At 72.5% G+C, this 16,041-nt stretch carries 18 protein-coding genes and 2 pseudogenes; 13 read left to right on the forward strand and 7 right to left on the reverse strand.

Features of this window, described 5'->3' with window-relative positions; genetic code table 11:
- Window positions 1-93: 93 nt before the first annotated feature.
- From abc-f to ACGFT2_RS31675, 3 genes are all read left to right on the forward strand, one after another.
- The gene (gene abc-f, locus ACGFT2_RS31665) at window positions 94-1,692 is read left to right on the forward strand and encodes a ribosomal protection-like ABC-F family protein (protein WP_393285004.1); all 1,599 of its coding nucleotides are present in this window, start codon (window positions 94-96) and stop codon (window positions 1,690-1,692) included.
- Window positions 1,693-2,027: 335 nt separating this feature from the next.
- A complete protein-coding gene (locus ACGFT2_RS31670) occupies window positions 2,028-2,249 on the forward strand; it encodes a helix-turn-helix domain-containing protein (protein WP_010355597.1) in 222 nt (73 codons plus the stop codon).
- A gap of 146 nt (window positions 2,250-2,395) precedes the next feature.
- Window positions 2,396-3,199 (forward strand): enoyl-CoA hydratase/isomerase family protein, encoded by an 804-nt coding sequence (locus ACGFT2_RS31675; protein ID WP_393285007.1) that lies wholly within the window; start codon window positions 2,396-2,398, stop codon window positions 3,197-3,199.
- 13 nt (window positions 3,200-3,212) lie between these two features.
- On the opposite strand, the gene ACGFT2_RS31680 is transcribed toward ACGFT2_RS31675, so the two are convergent.
- A complete protein-coding gene (locus ACGFT2_RS31680) occupies window positions 3,213-4,010 on the reverse strand; it encodes a nucleopolyhedrovirus P10 family protein (RefSeq protein WP_393285010.1) in 798 nt (265 codons plus the stop codon).
- Between the two features lie 87 nt (window positions 4,011-4,097).
- Between ACGFT2_RS31680 and ACGFT2_RS31685 the strand changes: the two genes are divergently transcribed.
- From ACGFT2_RS31685 to amaP, 5 genes are read left to right on the forward strand one after another with little or no spacing between them, the layout of a single operon-like run.
- Window positions 4,098-4,565, forward strand: coding sequence for an Asp23/Gls24 family envelope stress response protein (locus ACGFT2_RS31685; RefSeq protein ID WP_393285013.1), 468 nt, complete (start codon window positions 4,098-4,100; stop codon window positions 4,563-4,565).
- Between the two features lie 46 nt (window positions 4,566-4,611).
- On the forward strand, window positions 4,612-4,806 hold the full coding sequence (locus ACGFT2_RS31690) for a hypothetical protein (RefSeq protein WP_393285016.1): 195 nt from the start codon (window positions 4,612-4,614) through the stop codon (window positions 4,804-4,806).
- Entirely contained in the window at window positions 4,803-5,219 is a 417-nt protein-coding gene (locus ACGFT2_RS31695; protein ID WP_393285018.1) for a hypothetical protein, read from the forward strand. Before ACGFT2_RS31690 ends, ACGFT2_RS31695 begins: the two co-directional genes overlap by 4 nt.
- The gene (locus ACGFT2_RS31700; RefSeq protein ID WP_393285021.1) at window positions 5,216-5,932 is read left to right on the forward strand and encodes a DUF6286 domain-containing protein; all 717 of its coding nucleotides are present in this window, start codon (window positions 5,216-5,218) and stop codon (window positions 5,930-5,932) included. Before ACGFT2_RS31695 ends, ACGFT2_RS31700 begins: the two co-directional genes overlap by 4 nt.
- A 5-nt stretch (window positions 5,933-5,937) precedes the next feature.
- Window positions 5,938-6,519 carry an alkaline shock response membrane anchor protein AmaP gene (gene amaP, locus ACGFT2_RS31705; RefSeq protein WP_393285023.1) on the forward strand — a complete coding sequence of 194 codons (582 nt, stop codon included), beginning with the start codon at window positions 5,938-5,940 and terminating at the stop codon, window positions 6,517-6,519.
- 21 nt (window positions 6,520-6,540) lie between these two features.
- Here the strand turns inward: amaP and ACGFT2_RS31710 are convergent, their stop codons facing one another.
- The 6 genes and pseudogenes from ACGFT2_RS31710 to ACGFT2_RS31735 all read right to left on the reverse strand — a co-directional run.
- Window positions 6,541-7,296 carry an SDR family oxidoreductase gene (locus ACGFT2_RS31710; RefSeq protein WP_393285026.1) on the reverse strand — a complete coding sequence of 252 codons (756 nt, stop codon included), beginning with the start codon at window positions 7,294-7,296 and terminating at the stop codon, window positions 6,541-6,543.
- 4 nt (window positions 7,297-7,300) lie between these two features.
- Window positions 7,301-9,085 carry a glycoside hydrolase family 15 protein gene (locus ACGFT2_RS31715; RefSeq protein WP_393285029.1) on the reverse strand — a complete coding sequence of 595 codons (1,785 nt, stop codon included), beginning with the start codon at window positions 9,083-9,085 and terminating at the stop codon, window positions 7,301-7,303.
- A gap of 196 nt (window positions 9,086-9,281) precedes the next feature.
- Window positions 9,282-10,079, reverse strand: coding sequence for an SURF1 family protein (locus ACGFT2_RS31720; RefSeq protein WP_393285032.1), 798 nt, complete (start codon window positions 10,077-10,079; stop codon window positions 9,282-9,284).
- A gap of 49 nt (window positions 10,080-10,128) precedes the next feature.
- Complete coding sequence (locus ACGFT2_RS31725) at window positions 10,129-10,362, reverse strand: hypothetical protein (protein WP_393285035.1); 234 nt, start codon at window positions 10,360-10,362, stop codon at window positions 10,129-10,131.
- A 113-nt stretch (window positions 10,363-10,475) separates the two neighbouring features.
- A complete protein-coding gene (locus ACGFT2_RS31730; RefSeq protein ID WP_393285037.1) occupies window positions 10,476-11,459 on the reverse strand; it encodes a DEDDh family exonuclease in 984 nt (327 codons plus the stop codon).
- Window positions 11,460-11,732: 273 nt separating this feature from the next.
- Window positions 11,733-11,858: pseudogene (locus ACGFT2_RS31735) on the reverse strand (TetR/AcrR family transcriptional regulator); the annotation flags it as partial.
- A gap of 98 nt (window positions 11,859-11,956) precedes the next feature.
- Between ACGFT2_RS31735 and ACGFT2_RS31740 the strand changes: the two are divergent.
- From ACGFT2_RS31740 to ACGFT2_RS31760, 5 genes and pseudogenes are all read left to right on the forward strand, one after another.
- A pseudogene (locus ACGFT2_RS31740) lies at window positions 11,957-12,361 on the forward strand (hypothetical protein); the annotation flags it as partial.
- An 80-nt stretch (window positions 12,362-12,441) separates the two neighbouring features.
- Complete coding sequence (locus ACGFT2_RS31745; protein WP_393285040.1) at window positions 12,442-13,152, forward strand: VIT family protein; 711 nt, start codon at window positions 12,442-12,444, stop codon at window positions 13,150-13,152.
- A 625-nt stretch (window positions 13,153-13,777) separates the two neighbouring features.
- Window positions 13,778-14,173, forward strand: a complete 396-nt coding sequence (locus ACGFT2_RS31750; protein ID WP_393285043.1) for a YybH family protein — start codon at window positions 13,778-13,780, stop codon at window positions 14,171-14,173.
- Window positions 14,174-14,465: 292 nt separating this feature from the next.
- Window positions 14,466-14,999, forward strand: a complete 534-nt coding sequence (locus tag ACGFT2_RS31755) for a hypothetical protein (RefSeq protein WP_393285046.1) — start codon at window positions 14,466-14,468, stop codon at window positions 14,997-14,999.
- A 10-nt stretch (window positions 15,000-15,009) separates the two neighbouring features.
- Complete coding sequence (locus ACGFT2_RS31760) at window positions 15,010-16,023, forward strand: hypothetical protein (RefSeq protein ID WP_393285049.1); 1,014 nt, start codon at window positions 15,010-15,012, stop codon at window positions 16,021-16,023.
- Window positions 16,024-16,041: the final 18 nt, after the last annotated feature.

A 16,041-nucleotide genomic window follows, 5' to 3' on the forward strand; every position in this document is an offset into this window, starting at 1 on the left:
ACTTCTCCTCATGGCCATTCTCCTCGCGCATTAGACGGCGGGAACGTCCTCAGCCGCCCACCCGTCAATCCCTGTACGCCCTGGAGTCTGTCCGTGATCTCCGCCTCCGGTATCGAGCTGCGCGCCGGTGCGCGCGTCCTCATCGAGAACGCCACCTTCCGTGTCGCCAAGGGTGACCGCATCGGTCTCGTCGGCCGCAACGGCGCGGGCAAGACCACCCTCACCAAGTGCCTGGCCGGCGAGGGCGTCCCGGCCGGCGGCACGATCACCCGCTCCGGCGAGGTCGGCTACCTCCCGCAGGACCCCCGTACCGGCGACCTCGACGTGCTGGCCCGCGACCGCGTCCTGTCCGCGCGCGGCCTGGACGTGCTGATCCGCAAGATGCGCGAGAACGAGCAGCGCATCGCCAACGGCTCGGGCGCCACCCGCGAGAAGGCCCTCAGGCAGTACGAGCGCCAGGAGACCGAGTTCCTCACCAAGGGCGGATACTCCGCCGAGGCCGAGGCCGCCACCATCGCCGCCGCGCTCAACCTGCCCGACCGTGTGCTCGGCCAGCCCCTGCACACCCTCTCCGGTGGTCAGCGGCGCCGTATCGAGCTGGCCCGCATCCTGTTCTCCGACGCGGACACGCTGCTCCTCGACGAGCCGACCAACCACCTCGACGCGGACTCGATCGTCTGGCTGCGGGACTACCTGAAGACCTACCGCGGCGGCTTCATCGTGATCTCCCACGACGTCGACCTGGTCGAGACCGTCGTCAACAAGGTGTTCTACCTGGACGCCAACCGGTCCCAGATCGACGTGTACAACATGGGCTGGAAGCTCTACCAGCAGCAGCGCGAGGCCGACGAGAAGCGCCGCAAGCGCGAGCGGGCCAACGCCGAGAAGAAGGCCGCAGCCCTGCATTCGCAGGCGGACAAGATGCGCGCCAAGGCCACCAAGACGGTCGCCGCGCAGAACATGGCCCGCCGTGCCGACAAGCTGCTCTCCGGCCTGGAGGCGGTGCGCCAGTCCGACAAGGTCGCCAAGCTGCGCTTCCCGGAGCCCGCGCCCTGCGGCAAGACGCCGCTGACGGCCGAGGGCCTGTCGAAGTCGTACGGCTCGCTGGAGATCTTCACCGACGTCGACCTCGCCATCGACAAGGGCTCCAGGGTCGTCATCCTCGGCCTCAACGGCGCCGGCAAGACCACCCTGCTGCGCCTGCTCGGCGGGGTGGAGCAGCCCGACACCGGCCAGGTCGTGGCCGGCCACGGCCTGAAGCTCGGCTACTACGCCCAGGAGCACGAGACCCTGGACCCCGAGCGCACGGTCCTGGAGAACATGCGCTCCGCCGCCCCCGACATGGACCTCGTCGAGGTCCGCAAGGTGCTGGGCTCGTTCCTGTTCTCCGGCGACGACGTGGACAAGCCCGCGGGCGTCCTCTCCGGCGGTGAGAAGACCCGTCTCGCCCTCGCGACCCTGGTGGTGTCCTCGGCGAACGTCCTCCTGCTCGACGAGCCGACCAACAACCTCGACCCCGCGAGCCGCGAGGAGATCCTCGGCGCCCTGCGCACCTACAAGGGCGCGGTCGTCCTCGTCACCCACGACGAGGGCGCCGTCGAGGCGCTCCAGCCGGAGCGGATCATCCTGCTGCCGGACGGCGTCGAGGACCTGTGGGGTGCCGACTACGCGGATCTCGTCGCCCTGGCGTGATCGAATGCCTGATCCACTGAGTATGGATCATTCGGCCGAGCCGTGATCCATCATCTGTGTGAGATCTCTTCGTATCAGGGTGTGTCGTACACGGATTTTCCGCCCGATCCCTTGGCAGTCAAGGGATCGGCCGTCTCACGTCCCTGACCTGGCCATTCGCGGAACCACCCGTTCGGCTCCGCCGATCCGGCCGTCTGGAATCCCCTATTCCCCTTGTGGATGCGTGCTCCTGTCGTCACAACGATGTCCCACGGACCTTGCCGAATGGGTGGCCATCACGCCCCGGAGGGGTGATCATGAGGAGACCAGAGCGCACTTCCCATGAGGAGGCACGGGTGGCCGAGACTCTGAAGAAGGGCAGCCGGGTGACCGGCGCCGCGCGCGACAAGCTCGCGGCAGACCTGAAGAAGAAGTACGACTCCGGTGCGAGCATCCGGGCGCTGGCCGAGGAGACCGGCCGCTCGTATGGCTTCGTACACCGGATGCTCAGCGAGTCGGGCGTCACGCTGCGTGGGCGTGGCGGAGCGACCCGGGGCAAGAAGGCCGCCACGTCCTGACTCCGGGCGGCCCACCGGCTTCGATGGTGGCCACCCGGTCGGCGGACTGATCGACCGGGTGGTTACTGTGCAGTCACTTAAGCGTGCCCCCGCACGCGAGCGTGCCCACGGCACGTGCTGCTGACCGCACCCATCGGAGGCGCCCCATGGCTTCGCCCGACCAGGACCTCGCTGCTGTACTCGACAAGGACGGCGTACGGCTCACCGTCGACGACACGCTCGCCACGGTGACGCTGACCAACCCCGCCAAGCGCAACGCGCAGAGCCCCGCTCTGTGGCGGGCGCTCGCCGAGGCCGGGCGGCTCCTGCCGGGCTCCGTCCGGGTCGTCGTGCTGCGCGGCGAGGGCAAGTCCTTCTCCGCCGGGCTGGACCGCCAGATGTTCACCCCGGAGGGGATCCCGGGCGAGCCCACTTTCACCGATCTCGCGCGCCGGGACGACACGGGGCTCGACGCGGCGATCGCCGAGTTCCAGGAGGCGTTCACCTGGTGGCGGCGGAACGACATCGTGTCCATCGCCGCGGTCCAGGGTCATGCCATCGGCGCCGGTTTCCAGCTCGCGCTCGCCTGCGATCTTCGCGTCGTCGCCGACGACGTGCAGTTCGCCATGCGCGAGACCGGCCTCGGCATCGTCCCCGACCTGACCGGCACGCATCCGCTGGTCGGCCTCGTCGGCTATGCCCGCGCGCTCGAGATCTGCGCGACCGGGCGGTTCGTCGGGGCCGGGGAGGCGGTGGCCTGCGGGCTGGCCAACGTCGCCGTGCCCGCGCACGAACTCGACGCCGCCGCGAGCGACCTGGCGACGGCGCTGCTCGCCGCGCCGCGGGACGCGGTCGTGGAGACCAAGGCGCTGCTGCGGGGCGCCCTCGACCGTACATACGACGAGCAGCGCGCGGCCGAGCGGGCGGCCCAGGCCCGGCGGCTGCGGGACCTGGCCGGCGTGGGCGAGTGAACCCCGCGGACGACTAGCTCACCGACGTGACCAGGACCGCCACCGTCGGCCGGTCCTCCAGCGCGTCCTGCACGACGGCGCGGACCCGCCGGGCCACCTCCACGGTCCGGTGGTCCGCGCTCACGGCCAGTTCGACGCGCACGTGCCGGTGCGGCAGTGCGGCCGGCGTCGTGCGCTCCTCCAGATGCACGGCCCGGCCGAGACCGCCGAGCGCCCCCGTCAGCGCGACCACTCCCGGGACGGACAGCGCCGCCGCGGCCACCCGGGCCTCCTGGGGGTCCGTGGCCTCCCGGGCCGAGGCCGGCCGCTGCGCGCGTACCGCCGGGCCGGTCGCGTCGTCCGCCTCCAGCAGGTCCGTGACCCGCAGGTCCACCGCCGTCACCACGAGACCGAGCCGCTCGGCCGCGGCCGCGGCCAGCGTCAGCCGCACGCGTGACGCCACCACCGGCAACGGCTCGGCACCCGTCGCCGCGGAGTCCGCCGGGCGGGTGAAGTCCGCCGGTTCCGCGAAGCCCGCCGGGCTGGTGAAGTCCGCCGTCACCGCGAAGTCCGCCGTCACCCGCAGCGCACCCGGCGGCAGCGCGCCCGGTGGGGCCGGTACGGCGGACTCGGCTGCTTCGTGCGGATCGTCGAGCGCGATCCGCACCGTACCCAGTCGCACCCGCGGCGCCTTGTCCGCGACCGCCCGCACGAGCACCGCCACCGCCGCGCTCTCCGCGATCCACGCGCCGTCGCCGGGGCCGCCGAGCGGCACCAGCCTTCCCAGCGCCACCTGTCGCCGTACCGCGTCTCTCCAGCTGTCCGCCGTCATTCCTCCAGCCTGCCGTATCCGGGGCGCGCAGCGGCGGAACCATGCGTACGGTGGGCAAAGGACGACGACCGAGAGGGACGTGCGGCTATGACGGATATGACGACGACCCCTGAAGGCGGCCACGAGTCGCTGCCGTCGACCCAGCGGAGCAACCGGCGCGGCGGTGACCCGGCGTCCCGGGGCCGGACCACCATCGCCGACGGTGTCGTGGGGAAGATCGCCGGGCTCGCCGCCCGGGACGTGCTCGGCGTGCACGCCATGGGCGGCGGACTCGCCCGCACCTTCGGCGCCGTACGGGACCGGGTGCCCGGCGGCGGCAAGTCGGTGACCCGGGGTGTGCGGGCCGAGGTCGGCGAGGTCCAGACGGCGATCGACCTGGAGATCGTCGTGGACTACGGCGTCGCCATCGCCGATGTCGCCCGCGCCGTGCGGGAGAACGTGATCTCCGCCGTGGAACGCATGACCGGACTCGAAGTGGTCGAGGTCAACATCGCGGTCAGCGACGTCAGGCTGCCCGAGGAAGAGGACGAGGAGCCGGAGCCGCGGATCCATTGAGGTTCGGCACCCGACGCCGCCCGTCCGACGAGCTGAGGAGCGCTGCATGAGCATGGCTGTGGCCGGCATGATCGCCGGATTGGCGCTTGGGTTCGCCGGCTACTTCGGCGGTTTCGGCGCCTTCGTACTGGTGGCGGCCCTGGGCGCGATCGGGTTCGTCGTCGGCCGGTTCGCGGAGGGGGACCTGGACTTCCGTGACTTCTTCCGTACCCGCGACGACCGGCGCGACCGGCGCGGGTGACCGCCGTGCACACGGAGACCGGCACGGCACGACGGCCCCTCGGCCTCGTGCCACCCGGTGAACGCGGCGCCACCCGGATCGCCGACCGGGTGGTGGCCAAGATCGCCGCTCAGGCCGCCCGCGAGGCGCTCGCTCCTCTGCCCGCCGGTGCCACCGCCCCGCATGCCACGGTCGTCGTCCGCCGGGAGAGAGCCCGCGTCCGCGTCCACGTCGATCTCGGATACCCCTGCGACATCGGCGCCCGCTGTGCCGCCGTACGCCGCCGGATCGCCGAGCGGGTGGGCGCGCTGACGAGCATGGAGGTACCGGAGGTCGCCGTCCTGGTGGAACGGCTGCACCTGGCACCGGCGCCCGGCGCACCGCACGGGAGGACGTCCGGCCGAGCGAGGACAGCGCACGGGAGGACGCCATGAGCGAACCCCGGCCGGGTGAGGAGAGTGCGCGGGAGGACGCCGTGGGCGAACCCCGGCCGAGCGGGGAGAGTGCGCGGGAGGACGCCGTGGGCGAGTCCCGGCCGAGCGGGGACACCGTGGGGCGAGAGACCGTTCCCGACACCCGCGAGGCCTCGCCGCCGCTTCCCGAGCCCGGCCACCGTCTCCGGTCGGCCCGCCGCGTCCCGGCGGGCGTCGTCGCCCTGCTGGTGCTGGCCGGTGCGGGCCTGCTCCTGTACGACATCGCCGCCGTGCGGGCCGGCCGCCCCGCGATGCTCTGGCGCCGGACGCTGGCCCGGCAGCTCGCCGAGCGCCCCCTGGACGACATCTGGGTGCTGACCGGTGCGGGCGTCGTCGCGCTGCTCGGCCTGTGGCTGCTCGTGCTGGCCGCCACCCCCGGCCTGCGTGACCTGTTGCCGATGCGGAGCCCGCGCCGCGACGTCCGCGCCGGACTGAGGCGCGAGGCGGCGACGCTGGTGCTGCGGGACCGGGCGCTGGACGTCTCCGGCGTGCGGGCGGCGCGGGTGCGGATGCGCCGGCGGAGGGCGGACGTCCGGGCCGTCTCGCACTTCCGCGACCTCGACGACGTGCGCGCCGATCTGGACGCCGTGCTCACCGACGCGGTCCGGGGACTCGGGCTGGCCCACCCGCCCGCGCTGAGGGTGCGCGTCCGCCGGCCCGGACGAAAGGAGTGAGACGGATGCGCGGGGGCGGTGTGAACCGTGTACTGACCGGCCTGGCCGGGGTGTTGCTGCTTGCGCTCGGCGGATCGGTGCTTGCCGTCGGCCTGGGCGCACCGCCGCCACACTGGTGGATCCACTCCGGCGCGCACGACGTCCTGCTCAGCAGGGCCGAGCGCACTCACTGGCGGGGCGCCGGCTGGTGGTGGCCGGCGGTCATCGCCGCCTTGGCGATCCTCGTGCTGCTCGCCCTGTGGTGGCTCACCGCGATCCTGCGCCGGCGCCGCCTGACCGAGGTCCTGGTCGGCACCGGCGACGGCGCGGGCGCCCTGCTGCGCGGCCGGGCCCTGCAGTCGGCCCTGACCCAGGACGCGGCCCGGCAGCAGGGGGTGGCCCACGCCCGGATCCATCTGCGGGGCCGCCGCACCGCGCCGACGGCCAGGGCCGGGCTGCAACTGGAGGCGGGGGCGGACCCGGCGACGGCCCTGCACGATTTCACGGCCCAGGCCCTGACCCACGCACGTGAGTCCGCGGGGCTGGCGTCCCTCCCGGCGGAGGTACGGCTGGGCACCGTCAAGCACCGTGCGGAGAGGGTCACTTGACCGTCGCGTGGAGGGCCGCTCTCAGAACCCGTGCCGCATACCGCCGTCGACCGGCACCATGATCCCGCTCAGATAGGAAGCCGCCGGAGACAGCAGGAAGGCGGCCACCTTCCCGAACTCCTCGGGCCTGCCGTACCTCCGCAGCGGGATCCGGGACTCGTTGGCGGCCCTGGTCGCCTCCGGGTCCGCGGACAGCTTGTCCAGCTCGCGCACGCGATCGGTGTCGATCCGTGCCGGCAGCAGACCCAGCACCCGGATCCCGCGCGGTCCCAGTTCGTCCGCGAGGGACTTGGCGAACCCGGCGAGTCCGGGCCGCAGCCCGTTGGAGATGGTCAGCCCCGGAATCGGCTCGTGCACCGACCCCGACAGCACGAAGCCGACGACACCGCCCTCGTCCAGCTCGGCCGCCGCCGCGCGAGCCAGCCGTACCGCGCCGAGGAACACCGACTCGAACGCGTCCCGCCACTGCTCGTCGGTGTTGTCGGCGACGAACCCGGGTGCCGGGCCGCCCACGCTCACCAGCACGCCGTGGAAGCCGCCGAAGTGCTCGCGGGCGGCTGCGATCAGGTGCTCGGGCGCCTGCGCGTCGGCGTTGTCCATGGCCATGCCGATCGCGTTCGGGCCCAGTTCGGCGGCGGCGTCGGCGGCCCGCTTCTCGTCCCGCCCGGTGACGATCACCTTCGCCCCGTCCTCGACGAGCGCCCGCGCTGCCGCGTTGCCCAGCCCGCGCGTCGCTCCGGTGACGACGTACACCCGGTCCTTCAGTCCAAGATCCATGGCCCTATCCTGCCCCGTCGTCCCCGAAGAGTGTGAGAGCGGTGTTCACCAGGCCGATGTGGCTGAAAGCCTGCGGGAAGTTGCCGAGCTGACAGCCGTCGACCGGGTCGTACTGCTCGGCCAGCAGGCCCACGTCGTTGCACAGGCCCACCAGCCGCTCGAACAGCCGCCGGGCCTCCTCGGTCCGGCCGGTCAGGTGCAGTGCGTCGGCGAGCCAGAACGAGCAGGCCAGGAAGGCGCCCTCGCCGCCGGGCAGCCCGTCGATCACCGAGTCCTCGGTGTCGTAGCGGCGCAGGAATCCGCCGTGCCCGAGGTCCTCGAGGACCGCGTCGACGGTGCCGACGACCCGCGGGTCGTCCGGTGGCAGGAACCCGACGCGCGGGATGAGCAGCAGCGCGGCGTCGAGTTCGCGGGAGCCGTAGGACTGGGTGAAGGTGTTGCGCTCCGGGTCGAAGCCCTTCTCGCACACCTCCCGGTGCACCTCGTCGCGCAGTCCGCGCCAGCCTTCGAGGTCCCCGTCCAGTTCCGGGTGCTGCTCCAGGGTCCGCACGGCCCGGTCCGCGGCCACCCACACCATCACCTTGGAGTGCACGAACTCGCTCCGGCCGCCGCGCATCTCCCACAGGCCCTCGTCCGGCTGCCGCCACGCCGACCGCACGAACTCCATCAGCGAGCGCTGGATCGCCCACATGTGCGGCTTCGTGGACAGGCCCGAGGCGCGGGCCAGCGACAGCGAGTCCATCACCTCGCCGTACACGTCGAGCTGGAGCTGGCCGACGGCGCCGTTGCCGATCCGTACGGGGGTCGAGCCGGCGAGGCCGGGCAGCCACGGCAGTTCGGTCTCCGGCAGCCGTCGCTCACCAGCGACCCCGTACATGATCTGCAGGTCGGCCGGGTCGCCCGCGATCGCGCGCAGCAGCCAGTCGCGCCAGGCCTCCGCCTCCAACCGGTAGCCCGCGGCCAGCAGCGCGCCCAGGGTGAGGGTGGAGTCGCGCAGCCAGCAGTACCGGTAGTCCCAGTTGCGCACGCCGCCCGGCCGCTCGGGCAGCGAGGTGGTCGCCGCGGCGACGATCCCGCCGGTCGGCGCGTAGGTGAGGGCCTTGAGCGTGATGAGGGAGCGGACGACGGCGTCCCGGTGGGGGCCGTCGTACCGGCAGCGCCGCGCCCACCGCCGCCAGTCGGTGACGCTGCTCTGCAGCGCCTCGTACGGATCGATCAGCGGGGGGCGCCGCTCGTGCGAGGGGTGCCAGGTGAGCACGAACGCGACCCGCTCGCCCTCGGCGACGGTGAACAGTGAGTGCGTCGCGTAGTCCTCGCCCCAGGTGCGCACGGCCGGCTCGGTGCGCAGCCACACCGAGTCCGGGCCCGCGACGGCGACGCGGTGGCCGTCGCAACGGCGCATCCAGGGCACGATCGAGCCGTAGTCGAAACGCAGGCGCAGCGTGCTGCGGACGGTGACGCGGCCGGCGACCCCCTCGACGATACGGACGACGTCGGGGGCGCGGTCGCGCTGCGGCATCAGGTCGGTGACGCGTACCGTGCCGTCGGCGGTCTCCCACTCGGTGTCCAGGACCAGGGTGTCGGGCCGGTAGGCGCGGCGGGTGCAGGTGTCCGCTCCCTCGGGGGCGATCCGCCAGTGGCCGTGGTCCTCGTCGCCCAGCAGTCCGGCGAAGCAGGCCGCGGAGTCGAAGCGGGGCAGGCACAGCCAGTCGATCGAGCCGTCCTTGCCGATCAGGGCGGCGGTCTGCTCGTCGCCGATGAGGGCGTGGTCCTCGATGCGCGGGTTCACGGGATCCGGTTTCCCGGTGGGCCTGGGGGCCAATCAGGTGGTGCGCCGGGGGAGTGACGTGCTCCGCGGGGCACCCGTCACCCGCGGACCGGTCACCCGGCGGCCGGCCCGGCCCTTCGCGGTGCGCCCGGCGGCCGCCGGGCGGTCCCTCTGCCGGCCGGCCACACGGCGGCCGGCCGGTCCCTCCGGGGGCCGGTCACACGGCGGCCGGTTCGGCCCTTTCCGGCTGCTCCTGTGCCGTGGCCTCCTCGCGCTCGCGGACCTCGCGCCGGACCAGGAACCACCAGCCGACCGGAACCGCCGCGGCGAACAACCACCACTGGATCATGTACGCGTAGTTCAGCGGCGCGTCCTCGCTGCCGGGGTCGGAGATCTGCTCCGGGGAGCCGCCCCTGGGCGCGGGCGCCGTCTGCTCGACGTAGCCGCCGAGCACCTTCGCGCCGAGCCGCGGGGCCTCCGCCGCACTGTTGATCAACATGATCTGCCGGTCCGGGAGACCCTTGACCTGCTTGATGCCGCTCGCGGCCGTCGTCTCGTCGGCCTTCAGCCGCCCGGTGATGGTGGTCCGGCCGGCCGGCGGGGCGGGGATCCTGGGGAAGGCGGTCTGCACGCCGTTCGCGGGGATCCAGCCGCGGTTGACCAGGACGACGTGGCCGTCCGTCAGGACGAAGGGCGTGAGGACGTGGAAGCCGACCTCGCCGTCGGAGCTGGTCCGGCGCCGGACCACGACCTCCCTGGCGGTGTCGAAGGTGCCGGTCGCCGTGACCGTGCGGTACTTCTCGGTCCTGGTCACCGAGTGCCCGGGAGAAGTCAGCTCCTCGACCGGGACCGGCTTGGCGTGCAGGGCGGTGGAGACCAGGTCGTTGCGGGCCGTGCGCTCCTGGTACCGGTGGTGCTGCCAGAAACCCAGCCTGATCATCGTCGGGATCAGCGCGATCGCGACGAGCGTGAGGATCACCCACTGGCGGGACGACAGGAAGCGGTAGCGGTGCACCCCACGACGTTACCTCCGGGCCGTGGGGTGCGATGAAGCGGGTACCGGGTCACACCCGGTCCACCACTCCCGTCCGCCCCTCCGCCCTGGCGCAGTGGGCGCCGCAGTACCAGTGGCCGTCCACCTCGACGCCCTGCCCGATGATCTGCACCCGGCAGTGCTCGCAGATGGGGGCCATGCGATGGATCGCACAGGAAAAGCAGTCGAACACGTGTACCGCACCCTGTGCGTGGATCTCGAAGGTCATTCCGTAGTCATTGCCGCAAACTTCGCATGTCGCCATGCGCCACAGAGTGGGTCGTCGCCGGCGCGCGGGGCGAGTGGCCCCCGGGTGAGTCGCGCGCCAATCACCCGTTCGTACGATTACCTGCCGACCGGGGGTCCGGTTTCCTCCGGTCACTCGCCGGCGGACTCCACGTCCCGGAGCAACTGCCCGAAGGCCGCCTCGTCCACGATCGGCGTGCCGAACTGCCGCGCCTTGACCGTCTTGGACGTGCCAGAGTCCGGGTCGTTGGTCACCAGCAGGCTGGTCAGCCGGGAGATGCCGGAGGCCACGTGCAGTCCGGCCTCGGTCGCCCGGTCCTCGAGCAGGTCCCGTTCCGTGGACGTGTCGCCGGAGAACGCCACCCGCATGCCCTGTTTGAGCCGTTTGCCGTCTTCGTATCGTCCAGGGTTGGGGTAGGGGCAGGCGGGGCGCTTCCGGGACGGACGCCAAGTGCCGGGCCGGTAGGCGCCGTAGCCGCCGGACGACTGCCGGGGCACCGGCCGGTCCGACCACTCCGTCAGCGGCCGGCACTCCAGCAGGGGCAGCCGTACGCCGCCCGCCGCCGCCGCGCGCAGGCTGGGCCGGAACGCCTCCGCCAGCACGCGCGCGTCGTCCAGCGCGTGGTGCGCCCGCTGCTGCACGACCCCGAAGTGCGCCGCCAGCGACTCCAGTTTGAAGTTGGGCAGCGGCAGCCCCAGCTCCTTCGACAGCGCGATGGTGCACAACCGCTGCCGCACCGGCGCCTCGCCGCGCACGCGCGCGTACTCGCGCGCGATCATCTGCCAGTCGAAGACGGCGTTGTGCGCGACGAGCACCCGGCCGTCCAGGCGGGCGGCGAACTCCGCGGCGACGTCCGCGAACAGCGGTGCCCCTTCGAGTACGTCGCTCGTCAGGCCGTGTATCCACACGGGGCCCGGATCGCGCTCCGGGTTGACCAGCGTGTACCAGTGGTCCACGACCTCGCCGCGCGCGTCCAGGCGGTACACGGCGGCCGAGATGATCCGGTCGTCCCGGGCAAGGCCGGTGGTCTCCACGTCAACGACCGCGTATCCCTGGGGATACGCGGCCGGCCACTGGGTGGGGGAGGACACTGCGGTCGCACGGTCTTCGAGCATGGTCAATGAGGATACGGGCCACGACCGACGGCGCGTTCCCTCAGGGGTCGGCCGGGGCCCCTGGGACCGTCCTGCCGCTCGGCGGCCGTACAGGTGTGCCGGCGTCCCACCGAGTGCACGCGGACGTCCGCCCTGTGTATGCGGACGTCCGCCGCACATGGGGATGTTCCACTCATCTGCGCGCACGAACGCACCCGCCTGCGCGCACGGGCGCACGCACGCGTGCCGCTCACGTTTCCCGCTCCGGTGTCAGCAGGGCCCGTACCAGCGCCCGGTGCCCAGTTCGGCGGCGAGCCCGCGCATGGTGAGGGCGTCCGGTCCGTGCCGCCGCACCAGCCGACCGGCGGCGTCCAGCACGGCCTCCCGCGTCAACGCACTTCGCGCCCCGCCGCCCGTGATCCATCAACTCCCGTTCGTCCGGGCGTCTTTATCCCGTACGAGGACTGCTGTGACCGTGTTACAGGTGACGGGCCGTCAGAAGGAGGGCGATACGGCGTATGGCACGCGTACGGTACGGCGCACGCACCGGGGAGGGGGTGGCGATGCGCGCGGCCGGCCGGGAGGTCCGCTTCCCGCCGGTCGAGGAGGTCGCCGAGCACGTCGTGACCGGTGTACGCCAGGACCGTTTCTACCGGTGGTTCCGCGAGAACGAGGAGGGCCTGCGCGCCGGCTGGGACAGCGCGCGGCGCCTGAAGGAGCTGGACGGCGACGGCATCGCCGCCGAGGTCGTCTTTCCGGACGCCGACGCCGTGGCCAGCCGCACCGCCGCCCCCTTCGGCGTCGGCCTCGGCCTCTCCGGCGACCAGGACCCCGAGCCGGGCATGGCCGGCGCGCAGGCGCACAACCGCTGGCTCGCCGACTTCGTCTCCGCACACCCCGAACGGCACTGCGGGGTCGCGCTAGGCCGACGCGACCAGCCCCGTGTTCGCGCGGGGGGCGTCGCTGCGGGTGTGGTGACCCCGGGGGTGCGATCCTCCCTGCTGTGACGGAACCCACCCACGACGAGGCCCACGGGGGCGCGCTCGGTTCGCGGCTGAACTGGCTGCGTGCCGCGGTGCTCGGCGCGAACGACGGCATCGTCTCGACCGCGGGACTCGTCGTCGGCGTGGCCGGCGCGACCGGGAGCCGGGCCGCTCTGCTCACCGCCGGGCTGGCCGGCCTGCTGGCCGGGTCGATGTCCATGGCGGCCGGCGAGTACGTCTCCGTCTCCACCCAGCGCGACTCCGAGATGGCCGCGCTGGCGATGGAGAAGCGGGAGCTGCGGGAACAACCGGACCTGGAGCTGGAGGAGCTGACCGAGCTGCTCCGGCAGCGGGGCCTGTCCCGCGAGGTGGCCCGGGCGGCCGCCGAGCAGCTCACCGCGCGGGACGCGCTGCGCGCCCACGCGCGCGTGGAGCTGGGCATCGACCCGGACGAGCTGACCAACCCCTGGCACGCGGCCTGGGCGAGCTTCCTGGCGTTCACCGTGGGCGCGCTGCTGCCCCTGCTGGCCATCGTCCTGCCACCGGCCGCCTGGCGGTTGCCCGTCACCGTCCTCTCCGTCCTGGCCGCCCTCGTCCTGACCGGCTGGAGCAGCGCCCGGCTCGGCGGGGCGAACCCGGGACGGGCGGTCCTGCGCAACGTGGTCGGCGGGGCGCTGGCGATGGGGATCACCTACACGGCGGGCAGCCTGCTGGGGGCGGCGGGCGTGTGAAGCGCCCTGCGCCGTAGGGCGGCGTGTCGGGGCGGCGGGCGTGTGAAGCGCGCCTGCGCCGTCGTGCAGCGTGTCGGGGCGGCGGGCGTGTGAAGCGCCCTGCGCGGTCGGCGAGGCCGGGCCGGGGGCGGTGGCCGTGTGACCGGCGCCGGTCACCCCCGGAGCGTCGTCCGCCCTGGTCACGGCGTCCCGTGAAGTGCGCCTCGACCACCCCTTCGAGCGCACCACGAACCTGGCGTCGCTCGCCCAGATCTCCCCGCAGCGCAGCCGCCGACGTGCTCGACCGCGCCGGGCGGCGGCTCCAGCCGCATCTCGGGGAGCCGGCCGCGCCGGAGCAGGACTTCAGCCGTCTGGCCCAACGAGCCGTCCGGTGCCAGGGCGACGGCGGGACTTGACGTATCGAGGGGCAGGGACGACGCCCTGGAGCCGAAGCCGACCGCGCCCTCATCCTCGGCTCCGGCCACCGCCGGCACGTGGCACCCCCGGGCATGAACTCCACCCGCTTCGGCCCACCGCCCCGGACACGACACGGCTCGTACCGCGTGGCGGGCGGAGGTCCCGACTTCCGGCGACGATGGAGAAGGGCCTCCATGAAGGGGCCGGGTACGCGAGAAGAGGAGACCTGGTGCCGAACGATCCCATGGCGGCGGTGGCCCGGTACGTCGATGCCTTCAACCGCGGTGACGCGAAGGCGATGGGAGCGGCATGCGCCGACCCGATGCAGATACTCGACGGGATGGCACCGCATGTGTGGCAGGGGCCGACAGCCGGCGAGGACTGGTGGAGGGACGTGCTTACCGAGGGTGAGCACGCAGGCGCTTCGGGGTACCGCATCGCCCTCGGTGAGCCCCGGCATGTCGATGTCACCGGCGATCACGCCTATGTGGTCGTTCCTGCGACCATGACGTTCGACCTGCGGGGCGAGCAGGTCACGCAGACCGGCTCGGTGTTCACGGTGGCGCTTCGCAGAGCGGACACGGAGTGGCGGCTCACGGCCTGGGCGTGGGCAAAGGGCGCGTGACCCCGGTGACGGGCTTCCGTGACAAGACCGCGGAGCGGCACGGGAACTTCCGGGGTGCCCTCCGCTGTCGGTCGCCGGCGCGGTGCGCCGGTGCCTCAGGACCGACCTTCGTCGCCGCGATCCGGAGCATCGATCAGCCACCTCCGCAGGCGGGCCCATCGAACAAGCCGCCCGGCCCCCGCCTCGGTGGCCGGCAGCGTATCCCGCGTCCCCCGCCGCTCAGCGGGCGCGTCCAGCCGTCCGGTGCCACGCTGAGTGTGGGTTCCGACCTGTGGGATGCGGAGGAGCGGGCATGGAGATCACACCGCGGGCGGTCGCCATTCCAAAGGAGACCGACCATCTGGAACAGGGGAAGTACGGTCCCATCTTTCCCAGGACCCCGGCCTGTTACGGGTTCACGATCATCGCGGACGTCAAGCCGGGCCGAGCCGAGGCGATACGGGAGCACGGCCACACTCTGGCCAGGGCGCTGGAGCAGGATCCCCACCTTCTCGCACCGTTGAAGCTGCACTACCTTCGCTGGGTTCTCTTCGACGACGACACGCGCTTCATGTATCAGGGGATCTTCGACACCGACTTCGACAAGTACACCGAGGACGCCGTCGCGCTGTTCGGCAGGTCGGGTGTGAGCACCACCTTCGAGAACCTCGAAGGGTTCCCCGAGGACTGGCGGACGAACCCGGAGGCGTTCGCGCGCTTCGTACGGCAACACCACTGTCCGAGCTTCATCGAGTACGGCGAATACCCGTACGTGACGGCGGACGAGATCAAGAAGGCTCTGCGGATCAAGGGCGCCCTGTCGGAGATGCTCGACCAGATGCAGTGAGGCGATCGAAATGAGCGAGGTCGGGACCGCGCGCACGTACAACCAGCGGCACATCCCGCGGGCGTACACCCCCGGCGGGCGGCGGGTGAGCATCTACGTCTCGTGGAGCTATCCGGCGGAGGCCGGTCGCAACGCGGCCGAGCTGGACAACCGCTTCTCCACGATGACCGAGGTCAGGCGGGTGGCCTGGCCGGCCTACGAGGATCCGAAGTGGTCGGACCCGTACCGGTTCCAGCAGGGCATCGCCGGCTCCCTGGAGCTGTTCTTCTGGGCGTGGGGGCCGTTCCAGGACTTCGTCGAGGAGGTCACGGGGCATCCCGTCCCGGTGTATCAGCGCATCGACCAGGCGGGATTCTTCACCCCGCTCGACGAGCGGGTGCTCGCCGACACGGACGTGATGTTCGTGTTCGGGCTGGACCACGCGGTCACCGAGCAGGAGGCCCAGCCCGGGGAGATCGAGGCCCTGCGGGCGTTCCTCGGCCGGGAGGGCGCCTGCCTCGTCCTGGGCCCGCACCACGATGTCGGCGCATCGGACGACCTGAAGGTCCGGGAGATGGAGTACCGCCATCACGGCGACCCCCTGGTGCCCCGCCAGCAGCGGTTCGCCACCTACGTCCGGGACCTGATGCAGGGCCTCGGGGTGCCGGTCGTGAACCGGCACGGGCTGCGTCCGGCGACGCGCGAGGGCGACCAGATCGCCCCGCTGTCCACGGTCCGGGACCTGGATCCGAGGGGCTGGCTGGACGGGGTGACGAACTTCAACTTCCACATGCACCTGCCGCACTACGACGTGACGACCGACGAGCCGGATGCCATCCGCGTGCTGGCCAGGCAGCCGATCGACATGTCCCGGCCGCACCCGTTCACCGAGGCCGGCAACACCGAGTTCAACATGTTCCTGTGGATGCCGCCCAGCGGTGACCGCGCGGCCGACCTGCTGCTGGCGGACTCGACGATCTTCAGCTCCTTGTTCGGCGGGGACGAAAGCCTGCGGAACTTCTGGCGCAACCTCGTTTCCAGGTAGGACCGGCGGAGAGGTCGA

The sequence above is a fragment of the Streptomyces sp. NPDC048514 genome, from assembly GCF_043199955.1.
GTDB lineage: Bacteria > Actinomycetota > Actinomycetes > Streptomycetales > Streptomycetaceae > Streptomyces.